The sequence below is a fragment of the Streptomyces sp. NPDC058872 genome, assembly GCF_042743065.1.
In the GTDB taxonomy this organism is placed as follows: domain Bacteria; phylum Actinomycetota; class Actinomycetes; order Streptomycetales; family Streptomycetaceae; genus Streptomyces.
This window is the reverse complement of the sequence record NZ_JBHYMK010000046.1, coordinates 28,625-49,109: the sequence shown is the minus strand read 5'-3', so window position 1 is coordinate 49,109 and position 20,485 is coordinate 28,625. Positions and strand designations below refer to the sequence as shown.

At 73.1% G+C, this 20,485-nt stretch carries 20 protein-coding genes; 11 read left to right on the top strand and 9 right to left on the bottom strand.

Features of this window, described 5'->3' with window-relative positions; genetic code table 11:
- Nucleotides 1–258 precede the first annotated feature (258 nt).
- Complete coding sequence (locus ACFW22_RS25790; RefSeq protein WP_386408818.1) at nucleotides 259–1,017, top strand: hypothetical protein; 759 nt, start codon at nucleotides 259–261, stop codon at nucleotides 1,015–1,017.
- 72 nt (nucleotides 1,018–1,089) lie between these two features.
- On the opposite strand, the gene ACFW22_RS25785 is transcribed toward ACFW22_RS25790, so the two are convergent.
- Both ACFW22_RS25785 and ACFW22_RS25780 read right to left on the bottom strand, forming a co-directional pair.
- Nucleotides 1,090–1,599, bottom strand: coding sequence for a hypothetical protein (locus tag ACFW22_RS25785; protein ID WP_386408816.1), 510 nt, complete (start codon nucleotides 1,597–1,599; stop codon nucleotides 1,090–1,092).
- A gap of 26 nt (nucleotides 1,600–1,625) precedes the next feature.
- Entirely contained in the window at nucleotides 1,626–2,753 is a 1,128-nt protein-coding gene (locus ACFW22_RS25780) for a magnesium and cobalt transport protein CorA (RefSeq protein WP_386408814.1), read from the bottom strand.
- Between the two features lie 419 nt (nucleotides 2,754–3,172).
- On the opposite strand from ACFW22_RS25780, the gene ACFW22_RS25775 reads away from it, so the two are divergent.
- From ACFW22_RS25775 to ACFW22_RS25760, 4 genes are all read left to right on the top strand, one after another.
- Complete coding sequence (locus tag ACFW22_RS25775; RefSeq protein WP_386408812.1) at nucleotides 3,173–3,796, top strand: suppressor of fused domain protein; 624 nt, start codon at nucleotides 3,173–3,175, stop codon at nucleotides 3,794–3,796.
- Nucleotides 3,797–4,016: 220 nt separating this feature from the next.
- On the top strand, nucleotides 4,017–4,655 hold the full coding sequence (locus ACFW22_RS25770; protein ID WP_386408810.1) for a DUF6758 family protein: 639 nt from the start codon (nucleotides 4,017–4,019) through the stop codon (nucleotides 4,653–4,655).
- A gap of 193 nt (nucleotides 4,656–4,848) precedes the next feature.
- The gene (locus ACFW22_RS25765; RefSeq protein WP_386408808.1) at nucleotides 4,849–5,709 is read left to right on the top strand and encodes a PHP domain-containing protein; all 861 of its coding nucleotides are present in this window, start codon (nucleotides 4,849–4,851) and stop codon (nucleotides 5,707–5,709) included.
- A 222-nt stretch (nucleotides 5,710–5,931) separates the two neighbouring features.
- Nucleotides 5,932–6,537 (top strand): MarC family protein, encoded by a 606-nt coding sequence (locus ACFW22_RS25760; RefSeq protein WP_384875010.1) that lies wholly within the window; start codon nucleotides 5,932–5,934, stop codon nucleotides 6,535–6,537.
- A 95-nt stretch (nucleotides 6,538–6,632) separates the two neighbouring features.
- Here the strand turns inward: ACFW22_RS25760 and ACFW22_RS25755 are convergent, their stop codons facing one another.
- Nucleotides 6,633–6,785, bottom strand: a complete 153-nt coding sequence (locus ACFW22_RS25755) for a hypothetical protein (RefSeq protein ID WP_017239951.1) — start codon at nucleotides 6,783–6,785, stop codon at nucleotides 6,633–6,635.
- Nucleotides 6,786–7,110: 325 nt separating this feature from the next.
- Here ACFW22_RS25755 and ACFW22_RS25750 point away from each other — a divergent pair, with 325 nt between their 5' ends.
- Nucleotides 7,111–7,944 (top strand): NYN domain-containing protein, encoded by an 834-nt coding sequence (locus ACFW22_RS25750; protein ID WP_386408850.1) that lies wholly within the window; start codon nucleotides 7,111–7,113, stop codon nucleotides 7,942–7,944.
- Here ACFW22_RS25750 and ACFW22_RS25745 read toward each other — a convergent pair.
- Nucleotides 7,928–8,815, bottom strand: a complete 888-nt coding sequence (locus ACFW22_RS25745; RefSeq protein WP_386408805.1) for an alpha/beta fold hydrolase — start codon at nucleotides 8,813–8,815, stop codon at nucleotides 7,928–7,930. The two genes, ACFW22_RS25750 and ACFW22_RS25745, sit on opposite strands and share 17 nt — an antisense overlap.
- Before the next feature lie 200 nt (nucleotides 8,816–9,015).
- Nucleotides 9,016–11,559 (bottom strand): DEAD/DEAH box helicase, encoded by a 2,544-nt coding sequence (locus ACFW22_RS25740; protein ID WP_386408803.1) that lies wholly within the window; start codon nucleotides 11,557–11,559, stop codon nucleotides 9,016–9,018.
- Nucleotides 11,560–12,044: 485 nt separating this feature from the next.
- Here ACFW22_RS25740 and ACFW22_RS25735 point away from each other — a divergent pair, with 485 nt between their 5' ends.
- Entirely contained in the window at nucleotides 12,045–12,767 is a 723-nt protein-coding gene (locus ACFW22_RS25735; protein ID WP_386408801.1) for a ferritin-like fold-containing protein, read from the top strand.
- A 33-nt stretch (nucleotides 12,768–12,800) separates the two neighbouring features.
- On the opposite strand, the gene ACFW22_RS25730 is transcribed toward ACFW22_RS25735, so the two are convergent.
- The 4 genes from ACFW22_RS25730 to ACFW22_RS25715 form a co-directional block, all read right to left on the bottom strand.
- A complete protein-coding gene (locus tag ACFW22_RS25730; RefSeq protein ID WP_386408799.1) occupies nucleotides 12,801–13,067 on the bottom strand; it encodes a hypothetical protein in 267 nt (88 codons plus the stop codon).
- 231 nt (nucleotides 13,068–13,298) lie between these two features.
- Nucleotides 13,299–13,526, bottom strand: coding sequence for a DUF3107 domain-containing protein (locus ACFW22_RS25725; protein ID WP_386408797.1), 228 nt, complete (start codon nucleotides 13,524–13,526; stop codon nucleotides 13,299–13,301).
- A gap of 128 nt (nucleotides 13,527–13,654) precedes the next feature.
- Nucleotides 13,655–14,314: a TetR/AcrR family transcriptional regulator gene (locus ACFW22_RS25720; RefSeq protein WP_386408795.1), complete on the bottom strand. Its 660-nt coding sequence runs from the start codon at nucleotides 14,312–14,314 to the stop codon at nucleotides 13,655–13,657.
- Between the two features lie 165 nt (nucleotides 14,315–14,479).
- The gene (locus tag ACFW22_RS25715) at nucleotides 14,480–14,695 is read right to left on the bottom strand and encodes a hypothetical protein (RefSeq protein ID WP_386408793.1); all 216 of its coding nucleotides are present in this window, start codon (nucleotides 14,693–14,695) and stop codon (nucleotides 14,480–14,482) included.
- A gap of 140 nt (nucleotides 14,696–14,835) precedes the next feature.
- On the opposite strand from ACFW22_RS25715, the gene ACFW22_RS25710 reads away from it, so the two are divergent.
- The 4 genes from ACFW22_RS25710 (at nucleotide 14,836) to ACFW22_RS25695 (ending at nucleotide 20,443) form a co-directional block, all read left to right on the top strand.
- On the top strand, nucleotides 14,836–15,801 hold the full coding sequence (locus ACFW22_RS25710; RefSeq protein WP_386408791.1) for an alpha/beta fold hydrolase: 966 nt from the start codon (nucleotides 14,836–14,838) through the stop codon (nucleotides 15,799–15,801).
- Nucleotides 15,802–15,809: 8 nt separating this feature from the next.
- Complete coding sequence (locus ACFW22_RS25705) at nucleotides 15,810–17,180, top strand: DUF3152 domain-containing protein (protein WP_386408789.1); 1,371 nt, start codon at nucleotides 15,810–15,812, stop codon at nucleotides 17,178–17,180.
- Between the two features lie 259 nt (nucleotides 17,181–17,439).
- On the top strand, nucleotides 17,440–19,077 hold the full coding sequence (locus ACFW22_RS25700; protein ID WP_386408787.1) for a glycosyltransferase: 1,638 nt from the start codon (nucleotides 17,440–17,442) through the stop codon (nucleotides 19,075–19,077).
- A gap of 13 nt (nucleotides 19,078–19,090) precedes the next feature.
- Entirely contained in the window at nucleotides 19,091–20,443 is a 1,353-nt protein-coding gene (locus ACFW22_RS25695) for a hypothetical protein (RefSeq protein ID WP_386408785.1), read from the top strand.
- Nucleotides 20,444–20,485 lie beyond the last annotated feature (42 nt).

The window sequence follows — 20,485 nt, the reverse complement described above, 5'->3', positions numbered from 1 at the left end:
CGCGGTGCGGGCCGTCATAGAGCTTTACCGCCGATTGCAGGACTTTGCCCGCTTCAGGCTAGCCCGTGACGTTCCACCCCGCTCTGGTAGTGACTCCGTACGGCTGCCTGCAGGGCCCCGGTCCCGCCCGGGTACGCTGCGGTCTGCCGCCCCACCGGGTCCGGACCCGGCCCTTCCGCCCGTGGTCCGCCTCCTCCGGCATCCGTACGGGCCGTGCCCCCCGTACCTCCCCCCCCCACGACACGAGAGGCAGCGCATATGACCGTTCGTACCCCGTCATCGCGTATCCGCAGGGCCCTCATGCCCCTGGTGCTCAGCGCCGGACTGACGGTGGGACTCACGGCCTGCGCCGCCGACCCGGACGAGGGGACGAACGGAGTGGGGCGGCTCTCCGCGCCCGAGATCGAGCAGAAGGCGCAGACCGCGGCGGACGGCGCCAAGGCGGTGCGACTGTCCGGCACCCTCGTCAGCAAGGGCGGCACCTTCAAGCTGAACATGCGCCTCAACCAGGAAGGCGCCACCGGCTCGGTGACGACCAAGAACGGCACCTTCGAGCTGCTGCGGGTCGGTGACGCGCTCTACCTGAAGGCCGACGCGGGGTTCTGGGCCCATGAGGAGGAGGACGGCGAGGGGCCGTCGGAGGCGGGTTCCGAGGCGGCCGACACCCTCGACGACAAGTACGTGAAGGTGCCCCAGGGCGACCCCTCGTACAAGCAGCTGCGCGGTTTCACCGAGATGGGGCCGCTCCTCGACGGGCTGATCGGCCTGCACGGGGAGAAGAGCAAGGGCGATCGCACCCAGATCGGCGGGGTGCGCACCATCCGGGTCAGCGGCGGGGCCGACGGCGAGGGCGGTGCGCTCGACGTCGCACTGGAAGGAGAACCGTATCCGCTGAGGTTCGCGCGGGGCGGGGGAGCGGGCGTCGTGGTCCTCTCCGAGTGGAACAAGGACTTCCCGCTCTCCGCCCCGCCGAAGGAAGAGACCCTGGACTACGGCAAGCAGTTGCCCAAGACCTGATGTGCGGCGCGCGCCGCGGCCGATCGCCGCTCCCCCGCGAAGGGGCGGGCGCGGACCCCGCCCGGTGCGGAGCTAGTTCCCGCGCCGCCGCTTGAACAGCAGCCGGGGCAGCGCGGCCGGTACCGGGCGGCGGGTGTTCGCGCCGGTCGGCAGCGGCACCGCGGCCAGCGAACCGTCGGGGAAGTCCGTACGGGAGGACCGGGGGTCGAGCCGCACCACCCGGCATTCGCGCGCCCAGCGCTCCGGCACGGCCTCGCCGTCGGGTGCGTTGAGCCGCTTGCCCTTCAACTCGGCGACGGCCGCGTCCCATTCCTCCGTGCCCGGGGCGAGTTCGCGCACGGTCGCCGTCCAGGCGACGATCCGGCCGCCCTTGTCCTTGCTGCGGACGGTCACCTCGGCCGTGCCCCCGTCGACCAGCCCCGGCAGCGGCTGCTCCCCGGGGCCGTCACCGACGAGGTGCGCGGCCCCGTCGTGCCAGACGTGCCAGAGCGCACGGGCCGGGCCGGTGCCGCGCACCCACACGAGGCCGGACTTCTTGGTGGCCTCCTCGACGAGGGCGGACCCGAGCAGCTCTTCTGTCATGCCGCGCAGCTTATCGGGAGGGTTTCCTACAGCCAGCCGTTGCGCTTGAGGGTGCGGTGGATGGTGAAGCAGACGGCGATGATGCCGGTGAGCACCATCGGGTAGCCGTACCTCCAGTGCAGCTCGGGCATGTGGTCGAAGTTCATGCCGTAGACGCCGCAGACCGCCGTGGGCACGGCGACGATCGCCGCCCAGGAAGTGATCTTGCGCATGTCCTCGTTCTGCGCGACGGTCGCCTGGGCCAGATTGGCCTGGAGGATCGAGTTGAGCAGCTCGTCGAAGGCGACGACCTGCTCCTGGACGCGGGCGAGGTGGTCGGCGACGTCCCGGAAGTACTTCTGGATGTCGGGGTCGACGAGCCGCATCGGCCGCTCGCTGAGCAGCTGCATCGGCCGGAGCAGCGGGGTGACCGCCCGCTTGAACTCCAGGACTTCGCGCTTGAGCTGGTAGATCCGGCCGGTTTCCGTGCCGCGGGTGGAGCCCTTCGTGGCCGGCGAGAAGACGTCGATCTCCAGTTGGTCGATGTCGAGCTCGACGGCGTCGGCGACCGCGATGTATCCGTCGACGACGTGGTCGGCGATGGAGTGCAGCACGGCCGAGGGGCCCTTGGCGAGGAGCTCCGGCTCGCCCTGGAGGCGGTGGCGGAGGTTGCGGAGGGAGCCCTGGCCGCCGTGCCGGACGGTGATGACGAAGTCGGGACCGGTGAAGACCATCACCTCGCCGCTCTCGACCACCTCGCTGGTCGCGGTGAGTGCGGCGTGCTCGACGTAGTGGATGGTCTTGAAGACGGTGAAGAGGGTGTCGTCGTACCGCTCCAGCTTGGGCCGCTGGTGGGCGTGGACGGCGTCCTCCACGGCGAGCGGGTGCAGCCCGAACTCGGCTGCGATGCCGGCGAATTCGGCTTCGGTCGGCTCGTGCAGGCCGATCCAGGCGAACCCTCCGCCCTCCCGCACCTGCTCCATCGCGCCGCGCGGCGTCAGGCAGGCCCGGTCGTCGATCCGGCGCCCGTCGCGGTAGACGGCGCAGTCGACCACGGCGCTGGACGCCGAGTGGTCACGGGTGGGGTCGTACGCGGTGTACGTGGTCGGGGTCTTGCGCAGGGTGTGCCGCAGGCTCGGGCGGACGGCAGCGGTCAGGTCGCGGATCATCGACATGGGCGTGCTCCTCACGGATCGGCCGTCGGCGCGGAGCGTGGCGCAGCCCGGAATGGGGACGGGGAAGCATCTCGTCCACAAAGCGGGCGGCACCGGAAGAGGGGCGCGGTGACGGCGGCGCTACAAACAGGGGAAGGCGAGGTGCTCTTCCGTCGTGCGAGCTGCCGGAGATGCGGGTCCGTGCCGGACCCGGACGTCACCGGGGGGAGCGCACCGAGTGGGAGCGCGGAGCGGCGGAAGAGCGGCTGGTACTGCCCGATCGACTTCGGTCCATCGCAGTCCCACCTCCTCCGGCCGGTCCCCTGTCGGGGATGACGTGTGACGAGCAGTCGGGTATCCCGACCAGTCTCCAACACTATCAGCCGACAGAGGGTCAATCCCTTACTTTGCCCGTTCCATACGCGATCTATGCTCCCCGCATGGGAGAAGTTCTTGCACTGGTTGAAGCCCGGCTCCGTACGGCCCTCGGCGAACCGGACGCGCGCGCCGCCGTGACGTTCCTCGGTACGGAGCGCATCGAGGTGCTCCGCTTCGTCGACGGCGACCTCGTGCGGTACGCGACCCTCGGGATGTCGGCACAGCCGATGGCCGATCCGACCTCCGCGCTCGCCGACCCGGTGAAGGGGCCGCGCGCCGAACTCGTCCTCACCGTTCGGCGCGGGCTCGCCGACACCGACAAGGTGCTGCGCCCGCTCGCGGTCCTGGCCGCCACCCCGCAGGTCGAGGGCGTGGTCGTGGCCCCGGGGGCCTCGCTCGACGTCGGAGACCCGCTCTGGCCCGGCGCCCCCTTCCGCTCGGTGCTCGTCGCCGAGTCGGGCGGTCTGGTGGAGGACCTGGACCTGAACGAGGGGCCGGCCCGGGACGGTTCCGCGGCGCACGGGAGTGGAGGGATGGACCCCGTCCGCTTCCTGCCGCTGCTTCCGATGACCCCGAACGAGGCCGCCTGGAAGCGGGTCCACGGGGCGCAGGCCCTGGAGGAGCGCTGGCTGGCCCGGGGAACGGACCTGCGCGATCCGCTCCGCCGGTCCGTGGAGCTGGACTGAGGGCCACCGGGACCGGGCGGGCCCCGGCCGGCCGCTCCCGCGGCCCGTTCCTCCGCCCGGTGCCCGGCCCTGCGCCTCGACGGGTCGGCGCCCCGCCGAGGCGTGCGCAACCGCCCGTGGGAGCACATGCGTCTACGGGGGGTGAACGACTCCCGCCGGACGGGTGATCGTCTGTGGTCGTCCTTGACGCGGGGCGGAAGAGCTAGGACCGTTGAGCCCTATGAGGGGCGAACCCAGTTGTCCGAAGTGCGGTGGCCGGGTCAGGGCGCCCGGTCTCTTCGCCGACTCCTGGCAGTGTGACGTGCACGGCTCGGTGCACCCGCTCCAGCCCGTGATCCCGCCCAGCGTCGAGGGCCTCGGGGTCGTGGTGCACAGGTCCCACGTCCCGGTCTGGATGCCGTGGCCCCTGCCCGTCGGTTGGCTCTTCACGGGCGTCGCGTACGCCGGTGACGACCGCAGCGGCGGGCGCGCGACTGCCGTCGCCTGCTCCGGGCCCGGGCCGCTCGGCGGGATCGGCGAGCTGCTCCTGGTCGCCGAGGAGCTCGGCGTGGGGCTCGGCGCCCGGTACGCCGGCATCGACGGCCTGGATCCCGGTTCCTGCATGGCCATCGACAAGCCGCCGCAGGCCAAGGTGCTCGCCGCCGGGCGGCCCACCCCGCTCTGGCACGTGACCGGTGCCCCGCAGGACCGAGCGGTCTTCGCGGGCGAGGCGCGCGGCCTGTGGCTGTGGGCGATCGTCTGGCCCGAGCAGTCCGGCCTCCTGATGTACGACGAGTTGGTCCTGACGGACCTCCGGGACGCCGGCGCAGAGGTCGAGCTGCTGCCCTACGGCGCGCTCACCCCGAGGCTGTTGCACTAGTCCGTGGCGCGGAGCCCCTCCCGGTTCGCCCCGTCCCCCGGACGGACGGGGGCCTTCGCCGCCCGCCCCGGCCCGCACCGTCGCCGACCGGTCCCGGGGGCGTCCTGCCGGTGGCGATCCGTACGGGAGCGTTCGATTCGCCCGTTATGCTGGAGCGTCCCTCGTCCGTGCCGAGTCCCTGGAGTACCGCGTCGTGCGCATCGACCTGCACACCCACTCCACGGCCTCCGACGGCACCGATTCCCCGGCCGAGCTGGTCAGGAACGCCGCTGCGGCCGGACTCGACGTCGTCGCGCTCACCGACCACGACACCACGCGCGGCCACGCCGAGGCGATCGCCGCACTGCCCGAGGGACTGACCCTCGTCACCGGCGCCGAGCTGTCGTGTCGGATGGACGGCATCGGGCTGCACATGCTCGCGTACCTCTTCGACCCGGAGGAGCCCGCGCTCCTCGCCGAGCGCGAGCTGGTGCGCGACGACCGGGTGCCGCGCGCCCGGGGGATGGTCGACAAGCTCCGGGAGCTGGGTGTCCCCGTCACCTGGGAGCAGGTCGCCCGGATCGCCGGCGACGGTTCCGTGGGGCGCCCGCACGTCGCCGAAGCGCTCGTCGAGCTCGGTGTGGTCCCGGACGTGTCCGCGGCCTTCACACCCGACTGGCTCGCCGACGGCGGTCGCGCCTACGTCGAGAAGCACGAGTGGGACCCGGTCGACGCGATCCGCCTCGTCAAGGCCGCCGGCGGGGTCACCGTCTTCGCCCACCCGCTCGCGGTGAAGCGCGGCCAGGTGCTGCCGGAGGCGTCGATAGCCAGGCTCGCCGAGGCCGGACTCGACGGCATCGAGGTCGACCACATGGACCACGACGAGCCGACCCGGGCCAGGCTGCGCGGGCTGGCGAAGGAGCTCGGCCTGCTGGGCACGGGCTCCAGCGACTACCACGGCAGCCGCAAGACCTGCCGCCTCGGTGAGTACACCACCGACCCCGAGATCTACGGCGAGATCACCCGTCGCGCGGCAGGGGCCTTTCCCGTGCCGGGTGCCGGGGGAGTCCGCTGACCCCTTCGGGGCTCTTCTCCGCCGCCTCCTCCCCGTGACGGCGGCCGGCAGCCGCTGCCCGGCCGTCGCCCCTTGAGGGGCGCGCTCGCCCCGCCCCACCCCGCCCGCACGGCCCGCTGTCGTGCCCCGGCGTCCCCTTCCCTGCCCTGGTTCCGGAATCTCTCATTCCGGCCTGCGGGGACACACCCCACCGTTCCACCTCTCGCGCAAGGCAACCCCACCGTGTTCGACGTCGCCGTCTTCGGCTCGCTGTTTCTGACCCTCTTCGTGATCATGGATCCGCCCGGGATCACCCCGATCTTCCTCGCCCTCACCTCCGGCCGCCCGGTCAAGGTCCAGCGCCGGATGGCCTGGCAGGCCGTCACCGTCGCCTTCGGGGTCATCACCGTCTTCGGTCTCCTGGGGCAGCAGATCCTCGACTACCTGCACGTCTCCGTCCCCGCGCTGATGATCGCCGGCGGTCTGCTGCTGCTGCTCATCGCGCTGGACCTGCTCACCGGGAAGACCGACGAGCCCAAGCAGACCAAGGACGTCAACGTCGCGCTGGTGCCGCTCGGCATGCCCCTGCTCGCCGGGCCCGGCGCCATCGTCTCCGTCATCCTCGCCGTGCAGAACGCCGACGGCGTGGCCTCGCAGGTCTCCGTCTGGACCGCCATCGCCGCCATGCACGTCGTGCTCTGGCTGACCATGCGGTACTCGCTCGTGATCATCCGCGTCATCAAGGACGGCGGTGTCGTCCTGGTGACCCGGCTCGCCGGCATGATGCTCTCCGCCATTGCCGTGCAGCAGATCATCAACGGCATCACCCAGGTGATCCAGGGTTCCTGAGGGGCCGCGTACCCCGGACGCCACTGCGCCCCCGTACGGATTCCGCTTCTGCGAAGTCCGTGCGGGGGCGCGGTGCGTGGTGTGGAACCGGCGCGTTACGAGGCCGAGGTCTCGGCGGGGCGGATCCAGATGCGCTGGCCGATCGCGGCGGCCTGCTGCACGATCCGGTTGACGGAGGAGGCGTCCACGACGGTCCGGTCGACGGGCGTGCCGTCGATGTCGTCGAGTCGCAGGATTTCGAAGCGCACGGGCTTCTCCCTTCGTCTGAGTTGATCCTCCAGATGGAGAACTGCGTTACGTACGGGTTCAACGAGATGCACCCTGCAAACATTCCTTACGCTAAGGAAATTTTTTGGATGCCTAACTACTGACTGGTAGGTGGGTGTGGCGGCCGACCCCGTCGCAGCGGACAATGAGCCGCGTATGAACGACGCAGACACCACTCAGGTGAACGACACCAACGGCGCCCGGACGAACGGCGACGGCACCGGGGGCACTCGGACCGACGACGTCGATGCACGGCTCCACGCGCTCGACGCCCGCCTGGAGCGCACCAATGAGCTCCTCCAGCGGATGCTGGCCGAGGTGGCCAAGACCCCCTCCACCCACGCCATCTTCGTCGACGCAGGTTACGTCCATGCTGCGGCCGGGTTGCTGGTGGCGGGCACCGAGGACCGTCGCTCCTTCGACCTCGACGCCGAGGGCCTGATCGAAGCCTTCATCGACAAGGCCCGCACGATCTTCGCGGACAGCAGACTGCTCCGCGTCTACTGGTACGACGGGGCCCGGCGCCGGATCCACACCCCCGAACAGCAGGCCATCGCCGAACTGCCCGACGTCAAGGTCCGCCTCGGCAACCTCAACGCCAACAACCAGCAGAAGGGCGTCGACTCCCTCATCCGCAGCGACCTGGAGTCCCTCGCCCGCCACCGGGCCATCAGCGATGCGGCCCTCGTCGGCGGCGACGAGGACCTGGTCTCGGCCGTCGAAGCGGCCCAGGGCTACGGGGCGCGCGTGCACCTCTGGGGCATCGAGGCCGCCGAGGGACGCAACCAGGCCGAAGCGCTCCTCTGGGAGGTCGACAGCCAGCGCACCTTCGAGCTGGACTTCTGTCGTCCCTACGTCACGCGCCGCCCCGTCACCACGTACGAGAACGAGGGGGAACCGCCGCCCTCCCGCGAGGAAGTGCGCTTCGTCGGCGCCCAGATCGCGGCCACCTGGCTCGCCGAACGCGGCCGGGACCGGCTCGCCGAACTGCTACCGGGCGCGCCCTACCTCCCCGGACCGGTCGACCAGGACCTCCTCGTCGAGGCCGAACGCCTGCTCAGCCGTTCCCTGCGCGGCCACGCCTCGCTCCGGCGCGCGCTGCGCGACGGCTTCTGGCAGCACCTCAAGGCGCAGTACTGACCCGGGCCGGAGCGGTCGCCCGCTCCCAGAAGCCGGTGAGGCGCACCGTCAGTTCCTCGGGATGCGACACGTTCGGCGAGTGACCGGCACCCGCCACGACCGTGTGGTGGGCGCCGGTGCGCGCCGCGGCCACGGAGAGCTCCGCCGGCGCCCAGACCATCTCGTCCGAGCCGTAGGCGAAGTGCAGCGGCATCGGCAGCGCGGCCAACTGCTCCGTACCGTCCTCGCGGCTCAACAAGAGCCTTCCCGTGCCTGAGAGTTGGGCGATCCGGGTCAGCATCCAGCGCCGCCGCAGGAAATCGGTGAGCTCGGGGGCGTCATGCGCGTCCGGCTCCTCGCCCCGATCGTCCAGCCAGCACATTGCCTGCCAGACCTGTTCCTTCGACAGCAACGCCAGCGATGCGCGCAGGACCCGCAGGCGGATCCGTTGCGGCCGGGCGACCCGACCGGGTCCCGAGGAGAGCAGGGTGAGCGAGCGGAAGGCGCCCGGTGCGATCCCGACCGCCGCACGTGCCACCAGACCGCCGAACGAGTGGCCCACCAGATGGACGGGCCCGTCCCCGAGGGCCGCCGCCTGTGCCACCGCGTCGAGGGCGAGCGCCTTGCGGCGGTACGCGGCCCGGCCCCGCGGCCCGTACGTCTCGTTCTGACCGCGTCCGTCCACGGCCACCACCCGGTACCCGGCCTCGCTCAGCGGACCGAGCAGGGCGAGGAAGTCCTCCTTGCTGCCGGTGTACCCGGGCAGCAGCAGGACGGTGCCCCGTCGCTCGCCCGAGGGCTCCGCGTCGAGCACGGCGAAGAGGCCACGCGCGGTCTCCAGCCGGCAGGCGCGGGTGCGGGGCGGCAGGACGAGAGAACGGGGCTTGCTCATACCTGGACTGTAACGGCGTGCCCGGAGGACGGCCGCCCGGGCCCGGAGCGAGAGACGTGCGGCCCGGGGGAGGGCCGGACCGTCACGGTTTCCGTCGGGACGCGTCCTGGGGCGCGCGGCACGCGGACGGGGCCCGATGCGCCCGAGCGGCCCGGTCCCGTGTGACGGGGACCGGGCCGCTCGGGCGGCGCGGACGCGGATCAGCCCTCCGGCTCGGCCACGGCCTTCTTGGTGGTGCGGCGGCGCGGCGCGGCCTTCTTCGGGGCCTCCTCCGTCGCCGGCGCCTCGACCACGGTGTCCGCCGCCTTCGCCGTCGTACGACGACGGGCCGGCGCCTTCGGCGCGGTCTTCGGGGCAGAAGCGTCCGGAGACTCGGCGGCGACGGCCTTCTTGGTGGTGCGGCGGCGGGGTGCGGCCTTCTTGGGGGCTTCGTCGGTCGCCGGTGCCTCGGTGGTGTCGAGGACCGGTTCGGCGACGGCCTTCTTGGTGGTGCGGCGGCGCGGAGCGGCCTCCTTTGGCGCCTCCTCCACCACGGGTTCGGCGACGGGGGCGGCCACGATGATGACCTCGCCGGTCGATCCTGCGGTCGTCGGAGAACCCGCGGGCCGGCGGGCCGCACGACGACGGCGGGGCGCGACCTCCTCGGTGACCGGTGCGGCCACCGGCTCGGTGACCGGCGCTTCGACGACCGGGGCCTCGGCGGTCACCGGAGGGCCGGCGGGACGGCGGGCCGCACGGCGGCGGCGCGGCGCCGGAACCTCGACGGCCGGGGCTGCTGCGGCCTCCACCACCGGCGCGGGGGCGACCTCCGCGGCCGGCTCGGCCACCGGTTCCACGACGGCCACCGGCTCCACGACGGCGGCCGGCTCGGCCACGGCCTTCTTGGTGGTGCGGCGGCGCGGGGCCTTCTTCGGCTCCTCGACCGGCCGCTCCTCGGCGACGACCGGAGTGGCCTCGACGATCGGCCTGGCCATCAGGGCGATGGCGGCCGATTCGGGCGTCTGGAAGGTCACGCTCTCCTCGACCGGACGCACTACCCGGGCGCGGCGCCGGCGCGGAGCCGGAGCCGGCTGGGAGGCTGCGGGGGCCCGGTCGACCGGGGCCGCGGCCACGGCCTCCGGGCGGGCGGCGGTCCGCGCCCGGCGGCGGGGGGCCTTCGGCTCTTCGACCGCAGGTGCCTGGACCGACGGAGCCGCGGCAGGGGCCTCGACGACCGGGGTCTCGACGGCGGCAGCGGCCTCGACCACCGGGGCGGCGGTGGCGACCGGCGCCGGCGCCGGGATCGTGGCCGGGGCCGGGGCCGAAGCACCCGTGCGGGTGCGGCGGCGGCGGCGCGGGGTGCGCGGTGCGGACTCGGTGCGGACCTCGTCCGTCACCGTCTCCGCGGCCGGGGTCTCGACGGCCGGGGTCTCGACGGCCGGGGTCTCCACGGTCGCTTCGCCGCCGAGCTCGCTGCCGCCACGGGTGCGGCGACGCTGGCGCGGGGTCCGCGTGCGGGCCGGGCGCTCCTCGGTCCGCGCGGGGGCCTTCGGCGCACGGCCACGGCGACCACCGGGCTCGCCCAGGTCCTCCAGTTCCTCCGCGGCCAGACCGGCACGGGTCCGCTCGGTGCGGGGCAGGACGCCCTTGATGCCCTCGGGGATGTCCAGGTCGGCGTAGAGGTGCGGGGAGCTCGAATAGGTCTCGACCGGATCGTTGAAGTCGAGTTCGAGTGCCTTGTTGATGAGCTGCCAGCGCGGGATGTCGTCCCAGTCGACCAGGGTGACCGCCGTACCCTTGGCGCCCGCACGGCCGGTCCGGCCCACGCGGTGGAGGAAGGTCTTCTCGTCCTCCGGCGACTGGTAGTTGATGACGTGGGTGACGCCTTCGACGTCGATGCCGCGTGCGGCGACGTCGGTGCAGACGAGCACGTCGACCTTGCCGTTGCGGAAGGCGCGCAGCGCCTGTTCACGGGCGCCCTGACCGAGGTCGCCGTGGACCGCGCCGGACGCGAAGCCGCGGCGCTCCAGCTGCTCGGCGATGTCGGCGGCGGTGCGCTTCGTGCGGCAGAAGATCATCGCCAGTCCCCGGCCCCTGGCCTGCAGGATGCGGGAGACCATCTCCGGCTTGTCCATCGAGTGCGCACGGTAGACGCGCTGGGTGATGTTGGCGACGGTCGCGCCCTCGCCGTCGGACGAAGTGGCCCGGATGTGGGTGGGCCGCGACATGTAGCGGCGGGCGAGGCCGATGACCGCACCCGGCATGGTGGCCGAGAAGAGCATGGTCTGGCGCTTGGCCGGGAGCATGTTGATGATCTTCTCGACGTCGGGCAGGAAGCCCAGGTCGAGCATCTCGTCGGCCTCGTCGAGGACGAGGACCTTCACGCGGGAGAGGTCCAGCTTGCGCTGGCCGGCCAGGTCCAGGAGGCGGCCGGGGGTGCCGACGACCACGTCGACGCCCTTCTGGAGCGCCTCGACCTGCGGCTCGTACGCACGGCCGCCGTAGATGGCGAGCACGCGGACGTTGCGCACCTTGCCGGCGGTCAGCAGGTCGTTGGTGACCTGCTGGCACAGCTCGCGGGTGGGAACGACGACGAGCGCCTGCGGGGCGTCGGTCAGCTGCTCGGGCTCGACCCGACCGGCCTCGACGTCCAGGGGGACGACCACGCGCTCCAGGATGGGGAGGCCGAAACCGAGGGTCTTGCCCGTGCCGGTCTTGGCCTGGCCGATGACGTCGGTGCCGGTGAGGGCCACCGGAAGGGTCATCTCCTGGATGGGAAAGGGATTCACGATGCCGACGGCCTCAAGGGCCTCGGCCGTTTCAGGAAGGATTCCGAGCTCTCGGAAAGTCGTAGTCAGGGTGCTGCCTCTTCTGTGAGACGCGGCGCGAGGCGAACGATGGGGGTCGTACCGTGCCGGGATCTTCCGGGGGGATCGGGGAGATCACCGCCGGGTGGCACGGGACCACTGCCGTCGCTCGAGCGTCGTACCGCTGAGGGTGACCCTTCCGCGGGTCCGCCGGAAGGGCTGTCGGGCCGGAGCCGATCGGGCCACCGACCGGGCATCCTCATTCATGAGTCGGCCCACCGAATACGTCTGAACGTGCGAATGCATGTCCGCATACTCAGCAGGCGCTTTACCACTGTACCCCGGAATCGCGCATGTGTGTTGGGCGAATTGGTGATGAGGGCACGGTCACACTGATTGACCAGGGCCTTCCCGGGCCGCGCGGGCGGGCTATTGTGCGCTTCATGGAGACGCCTGACAACGCCACACCCACCGGGATCGCCGCCAAGGACTGGGCGGAGGCTTCCGCGGAGCCGCAGTACCGCGCCGCCGTGATCGACCTCCTCGGCGCCCTCGCCTACGGAGAACTGGCGGCTTTCGAACGGCTCGCCGAGGACGCCAAGCTGGCGCCGACCCTCGCGGACAAGGCGGAACTGGCGAAGATGGCCTCGGCCGAGTTCCACCACTTCGAGCGGCTGCGGGACCGTCTGGCGGCCGTCGACGTCGAGCCGACCGCGGCCATGGAGCCCTTCGCCAAGGCGCTCGACGACTTCCACCGCCAGACCGCCCCGTCGGACTGGCTGGAGGGCCTGGTCAAGGCGTACGTGGGCGACTCGATCGCCAGTGACTTCTACCGGGAGGTCGCGACCCGGCTCGACTCCGACACGCGCGGACTCGTCCTCGGGGTGCTCGACGACACCGGCCACGGCAACTTCGCGGTCGAGAAGGTCCGTGCGGCGATCGATGCCGATCCGCGCGTCGGCGGCCGGCTCGCGCTCTGGGCGCGTCGCCTCATGGGCGAGGCGCTCTCCCAGGCCCAGCGGGTGGTCGCCGAGCGCGACGCCCTCTCGACGATGCTGGTGGGCGGGGTGGCGGACGGCTTCGACCTGGCGGAGGTGGGGCGGATGTTCTCCCGGATCACCGAGGCGCACACCAAGCGCATGGCCGCGCTGGGCCTGGCCGCGTAGCGCGACGTACCGGGGGTGCGGGGCGGGCGCTGTTCACGCCGCTGCTGATCGGCGCAGCCGCGAGGCCGGGCGGATCAGCAGGGAGAGCAGCACCGCCGCCACCACCACCGCTCCGACGAGGGTGGCGAAGAAGTGACCGGGGCCGAGCGCACCATGTGTGACGAGGGCGCCGAACACCCCGCCGAGGGCACCGGTGACCAAGACTCTCGCCCGGTCGGGGAGGCGGTCGGCCAACCACTGGACGGCGGCCCAGGCCAGGGCGAAACCGAGCAGGGCGGAGCCGAGGGCTTCCAGGAACACGGCGGATCACCTCGCGAGGGGTGCGGGGCGGGTGGGGCGGTCACAGCCCTCCTACCCCCAGCGCCCTCGGTGCAATCCTCCCGTACGCCCTGACGTGGACGTACGCGCCGTCGAGGGGTCCCGAAGCACCACCGGGGGCGTGGTGGACCTCACCGCGCCGACCCCGCGCGAAGGGCCCGGTGGACCGGAACGGTCCACCGGGCCCTTCGCGTCAGAATCCGGGTTCGGGACTCAGAGCGCGCCGAAACCCACCCGACGCACGCTGGGCTCGCCGAGCTCCACGTACGCGATCTTCTCGGCCGGGACGAGGACCTTGCGGCCCTTCTCGTCCGAGAGGCTGAGCAGCGGCGCCTTGCCGCTCAGCGCGTCGGCCACCGCGCGCTCGATGTCCTCGGCGGACTGCCCGCTCTCCAGAACGATCTCCCGGGGTGCGTGCTGCACGCCGATCTTGACCTCCACGGCTATGTCCCTCCGAACGGTCAGCATTGCGCGGACGACCCGCGCCGTACGCTGCACACATTAGCCCGGAGAGGGGACCCGCAAGGGTCAGCCGCCGCACGCCAGGAGCGAACAGCATCGGGGAACGATCAGTGGCCCTCGGCGCTCAGCTGGCCGTCCACCGGGTGCAGCGGGAAGCCCGCGATGCCGCGCCAGGCGAGCGAGGTGAGCAGTTCGACCGCCTTGTCGCGGGCGATGCCGGAGTCGCTCGACAGCCAGTAGCGGGCGACCACCTGGGAGACGCCGCCGAGGCCGACGGCGAGCAGCATCGACTCGTCCTTGGACAGGCCGGTGTCCTCGGCGATCACGTCGGAGATGGCCTCGGCGCACTGCAGGCTGACCCGTTCCACGCGCTCGCGCACGGCGGGCTCGTTGGTCAGGTCGGACTCGAAGACCAGACGGAACGCGCCGCCCTCGTCCTCCACGTAGGCGAAGTACGCGTCCATGGTCGCCGCGACCCGGAGCTTGTTGTCCGTGGTGGAGGCCAGGGCCGTGCGCACGGCGAGCAGGAGGGACTCGCAGTGCTGGTCGAGCAGCGCCAGGTACAGCTCCAGCTTGCCGGGGAAGTGCTGGTACAGCACCGGCTTGCTGACGCCGGCCCGCTCGGCGATGTCGTCCATCGCGGCGGAGTGGTACCCCTGGGCGACGAAGACCTCCTGGGCCGCGCCAAGCAGCTGGTTCCGTCGGGCACGTCGCGGCAGGCGCGTGCCCCGTGGGCGTGCTGCCTCTGTCTGCTCGATGGCGCTCACCGCGGCCTCCTACATATCGATCCATGTGCGCTGTCGCGCCGCGCCGCCATCGTACTTTTGGGTAACCCGGCTGTGCTCGGTGCGAACGCAGAATTTCACGGACCGGACGCCCGGGTCGACAGTCGATTCAAGATTAAACCGAACAAAACGGCAGCAGTCCGGCGATCAGCGGTAGTCGTCCTCGTCCAGGGCGACGACCCGGCTCTGCTCCGAGGCGTCCGCCTCGTTCGCCGAGTCGCGTTCCAGATGGGTGGGCCGTTCGTCCTCGCGCTGCTGAAGTTCGGTGTGCTGCTCGGCGGCGTCCGCCTCCGGGATCTCCTGGTCCAGCACGGTGCCCTCTTCCTCGGTGAACGTTTCCGGCTCGCTCGGATCGACAGTCATGCGGTTCCTTCCGGGGTGCGGGTCGCGGTGCTCCCGATGGCCCTCCCTCTGAGCGTAGGAGCGAACGCGCCGTGCCGCACACGCACCTGTGACCGCACCCACACGCGCTCACTGCGTGATCGTCTCGTAATATTGCGGCCATGTCCTCGACCGAGCTGCCGGAAACCCGTACCGCTGCCGCACCCTCCGCGTCGCGGACCCGTGCCGTACGGGTGGCCGACGGCGAGGAACTCCGCTCCGTCGCACTGCCCGGACTCACCCTCACCGTGCGCGCCCGATCGGGCGCCCGGTCCGGTCTGCCGCCCGCGCTGTACGTCCACGGCCTCGGCGGTTCCTCGCAGAACTGGTCCGCCCTGATGCCGCTGCTCGCCGACCTCGTCGACGGGGAGGCGGTCGACCTGCCCGGCTTCGGCGACTCCCCGCCGCCGGACGACGGCAACTACTCGGTCACCGGACACGCCCGCGCCGTCATCCGGTTCCTGGACGCCGCGGGGCGCGGGCCGGTGCACCTCTTCGGCAACTCGATGGGGGGCGCCGTCGCCACCCGGGTCGCCGCGGTCCGACCGGACCTCGTCCGCACCCTCACCCTCGTCTCCCCGGCCCTGCCCGAGCTCCGTGCCCAGCGCACCGCCTGGCCCACCGCCCTGCTCGCGGTCCCCGGCGCCGCACCGTTCTTCGCGAAGCTCACCAGGGAGTGGACGGCCGAGCAGCGGGTCAAGGGCGTCCTCTCGCTCTGCTACGGCGATCCCGGACGGGTCACGGAAGAGGGCTTCCGGCACGCCGTCGAGGAGATGGAGCGGCGGCTTGAACTCCCTTACTTCTGGGACGCCATGGCCCGCTCCTCGCGCGGCATCGTCGACGCCTACACCCTCGGCGGGCAGCACGGCCTGTGGCGACAGGCCGAACGGGTCCTCGCCCCGACCCTGTTGGTCTACGGTGGGCGCGACCGACTCGTCTCGTACCGGATGGCCCGGAAGGCGGCCGCCGCCTTCCGGGGTTCGCGCCTGCTGAGCCTTCCCGAGGCGGGGCACGTCGCGATGATGGAGTACCCGGAGACGGTCGCTCGGGCCGTCCGGGACCTGATCGCAGATGACGGCGGGAGCTGATCCGGGGCGTGGGACGACACAGTCGCAAGGGCGCCGCCCCTCCGGTGGCCGATGCCGCACGACGGACGGCAGCCGGACCAGGACCGGCTGAGACGGGGGCGGCACCGGGGACGGGCCGCCGCCGCAGGCCCGTGGACGGTCCCGACCAGGACACCGACGGCACGCCCGCGCACGGCACGCCCCAGTACGGCACGCCCCAGTACGGCACGCCCGCGCACGGCACGCCCGCGCACGGCACGCCCCAGTACGGTGCTGCCCGCCGCGTCGCTCCCGCGCACGGCGCGCCGGGGTACGGCGGGGCCTTCGACGAGCCCGCCCACGGCGCGCCCGGCACTCCGGCGCACGGGGTCCCCCTCTACGACCCGTCCGTACGGGGCGGCCATCCCCCGCACGAGGAGGCCTCCACCGCGCGGTTCGCTCCGCCCGGTCCCGGACGGGGCGCACCGCGGACCCTCGCGCCCGAGCGGGACGCCCCCCACGGGCCCGTCGTCCCCGCACCCCGTCGGGAGGGCGTCGCCGACGCCCCCGGGGCGGCGGGGGGAGCGAACGCCCAGGCCGGCCGGGGTGGTCTCGGCCGCACGGTCACCGGGGTCGCGGCGGCTGCCGTCGCCACCGTCCTGGCCGTCGTCGTCGCCGGGCAGGTCGCGAAGCGGAACGACAACACCGCTGCCGCCCCCGCCGTGGAGAAGCCGGCCGAGCGGCCCGCCGACGACAGCTCCGCCTCCCGCTCCGACGACCGGGCCCTGCCGGAGATGCCGGTCCCCACCGAAACTCCGCCGACGTACGAGCAGTTGATGACCCGCCAGTTCCCGATCGACCCGGAGCTGAAGGGCTCCGGCGAGTTCGAGGCCGTTCCGGGGCTGGACGGGGCGCCCGGCAAGGGGCGGTTGGTCCGCTACCGGGTCGACGTCGAGAAGGGGATCTCCCTCGACGCGAAGCTCTTTGCCGACGCCGTGCAGAAGACCCTCAACGACAAGCGCAGTTGGGCCGGTCAGGGCGACATGACCTTCGAGCGCATCTCCAGCGGGGACCCGGAGTTCGTCATCACCCTCGCCAGCCCGGGGACCACCGGCGTGTGGTGCGCGAAGTCCGGGCTCGACACCACCGTCGACAACGTGTCCTGCGATTCGGCCTCCACCCAGCGCGTGATGATCAACGCCTTCCGCTGGGCGAAGGGTGCGGACACCTTCGGCCCCAAGGCGATGTACGCCTACCGCCAGATGCTCATCAACCACGAGGTGGGCCACCGGCTCGGACACGGGCACCAGAACTGCCGCACGCCGGGTGCGCTGGCGCCCGTGATGCAGCAGCAGACCAAGACCCTGGAGATCGACGGGATCAAGTGCCGTCTCAATCCCTGGGTGTACCCCGGTAGCTGACGGCCCGTCCGGCCGCGCTCCGCCCCGCGCGACGCGACGGTCGCGAGGTCGGGGGTGGCCGATGCGTGACCCTCGGTGATCGTTTCCCCGCGTAGCGCGACAGAACGCGACCGCGGTGGGAAAGTTACGTGCATTCACCCCTTCCGGTGGTGCGGCGGACAACCGTCCGTCGCACCACCGGTGTCTCCGCTTACGTTCTTCCCGCTGCGAGTCATCGGGCCAACGATGACTGCCGTCAAGGGAGATCGGGGGTGTACGCGTGCGGATCGGACTGCTCACGGAAGGTGGCTACCCGTACGCCGTCGGTGAGGGCGGACGCTGGTGCGAACGGCTCGTACGCGGGCTCGGGCAGCACCAGTTCGACCTCTACGCCCTCGGTGGGACCGGTCGACCCCTCCCGCTGCCGCCGAACGCCCGGGTCGTCCGCACCGCCGACCTCGGCGGACCCGACGCCCCCGGCGTCCCCGCGGCGTCGAAGGGCCCCGCCGAGCACCGCGCCTCCCGCCGGGCCCACGGACGTCACGAGCGCCGCCGCTTCGCCGAGGCCTACCACCGGCTCGTCACCGGGATCTGTGCCGAGGACGAGGGCACCCCCTTCGCCACCGGGCTCTACGCCCTCGCCGAACTGGCCCGGGAGCACGGCGGACTGCCCGGGGCGCTCCGCTCCGACGACGCGGTCCGCGCACTGGAATCCGCCTGCCGCGCGCCCGGCGCACGCCGGGGCGCTGCCGCTGCCGGACTCTCCGACCACCTCGCCTTCGCCGAGCACCTGGAGCGCCTCCTCCGCCCGCTCTCCCTCGACTGGTACGGGGAAGGGGCGCTCGGTGCGGTCGACCTCTGCCACGCCGCGGCCGGAGGCGCCGTCGCCCTCCCCGGCCTGCTGGCCAAACGCTTCTTCGGAACCCCGCTGCTCGTCACCGAGTACGGCGTACCACTGCGCACCCACTACCTCTCTCCGGCCGGTGCCGACCTCTCCGCCCCGCTGCGCGCCCTGCTCGCCGCCTTCCACGGCCGGCTCGCCGCGGAAACCTACCGGCAGGCGGCCCTCCTCACCCCCGGCAACGCCCACGCCCGCCGCTGGCAGGAACGCTGCGGCGCCGATCGCGCCCGCATCCGCACCGTCCACCCCGGCATGGCGGCCGACCGCTTCGCCGAGGTCGGCGAAGACGAAGGGAGCGGCGACCCCGCCACCCTCGTCTGGATCGGTCGCGTCGAGCCCGCCAAGGACCTCATCGCCCTCCTGCACGCCTTCGCCGAGATCCGGTCCCGGCAGCCCGACGCCCGGCTGCGGATCGTGGCCGTGCCCGCACCGGATCCCGGGGCCGGCGCCTACCTCGCCCACTGCAAGGGCCTCGCGGCACAACTCTTCCCCGACGAGGCCACCGGGGCGCACGCCGTCGGCGACAACCCCGTCTCCTTCGAGGAGCTCGGCGACCCGGAGGCCCCCACCCTGGAGGACGCCTACGCCTCCGGCGCGATCGTCGTCCTGTCCAGCCTCGTCGAGGGCTTCCCCGCCAGCCTCGTCGAAGCGATGTTCTGCGCCCGGGCCACGGTCTCCACCGACGTCGGCGCCGTCGTCGAGATCATCGGAGGCACCGGCCTCGTCGTCCCCCCGCGCAACCCCCGCGCACTCGCCGACGCCTGTCTCGCGCTGCTCCGGGACCCCGAGCGCCGTCACCGGCTCGGTGCCGCGGCCCGCGCCCGCGCGCTGGAACTCTTCACCGTCGAACAGAACCTCGCCGCGTTCCGCGGCATCTACCTCGAACTCCTCTCCCACGCGCCGGTGCGCCACCGCCCCGGGGACGGAGTCCCCTTCGCCCACCCGGCCGAGGCACACGTGCCGGGCAGTTGGGCGCACAAGGCCGTCACCGCGGGGACAGGAACCCCCGATGCCTGAAGGAGGCACCCCCATGCGCGGCTCCGCCGCACCGACGAGCCCCGGAGCCTGGGACGCCCGCTCCGAAGCCCTCCTCGGCGCCCCCGCCCTCACCGCGACCGAACCCCTCGTCCCCGGGGGCGCCGCTCCCCGGGGGACGGCCCCGACCTCCGTACCGCCGCCGCCCCCCGGCACCGCCTGGACGCCGGCCCCCGCGGCCGGGGCCCAGACGCCCCCGGGCGCGGACCACCCCGCGCCCCGGTCGGCCCCTGCCGGGGGAACGGCCCCGGTGCACCGGACCGCTCCGCAGTCGACGACGGCCCCGGCCGCGCCGTCGGCCGCGCGGGCCCGGAGCCGTCGGGGGAACGCCGACCCCGTCAAGGCGCTCGTGCACCGGCACCGTGAACTCTGTGAGCGGGCGGTCGACCCCCTGGAGGTCGCCGCGGGCCTCGAAGCACGGGGATTCACCGACCGGACCGCCGCGCGCTTCCGGCACCGGGACGTGTTCTCGCTGGCCGAGGAGCTGTACGCGCGCGTACCGCGAAGACCGGAGAAGGCCGCGCGCCCCGCGCGGCCCGGGACGCCGACCCGCCCCTGGGCGCTCGCCGTGCTCGCCCCCGGCGCGGTCGCCGGGCTCACCGGACTCGGACTGGCCCTGGCCCAGGGGCCGGTGCGCCCCCTCCTCGGCGTCGCCGGCGCCCTCGCGCTCGGGGCCGCCCTCCTGTTCGCCGTCAGCCGCGGCCCCCTCCGCGTCCCCGACGGCAGGACCGTTCCCGCCGCCCGGCTCTGGACCCTCTGGCTCCTGGTGTACGCGGTCGGCGGCGACGGGCTCCTCGAACGGGTCCTCAACGGCGGTCCCGACGGGACCTGGCAGCTCGCTCCCGCCCCCCTCCTGGGCCTTGCCCTCGCCGTCGCCCCCGCCGCTTGGTGTGCCCACCTCTTCGCGAGCAGGGCGCGCCGCCGGATCACCGACAGCCGGGGCCTCGCCGCCTTCGCCGCCGCCGTCCGACCGCTGTTCCTCGGCACCGTGGCCCTGCAACTCCTCGCCCTGACGGCCCTGCTCGCCCTCACCCGGTTCAGCGCCGGGGCCCTGGCGCTCGGCGCGCTCCTGCTGCTCGCCCGACTGCTCGCCGTCCACGGCCGCCCCGAGACGGCCGCCGTCGCCCTCGTCGCCGCCTGTGCCGCCGAAGCCCTCGCCCTCGCGAGCGCCCTCGCCGGCGGCATCCCGCTCGCCGGCTTCGAGGTGCTCGACGCCCCGGTGCGCTCCCTCACGGGCCTCTGGGGAGCCGGCGCCGTGCCGACCCTGGCCTGTGGCGCCGCCGCGCTCTGCCTGCTGGCCCGCGCGACCGGTGCGCTCGCCCGGGCCTCCGCGCACACCGCCCCGTGAACTCCCGCACACCCGCGGAGCCGACGCCGCGGGCGTGCCCCG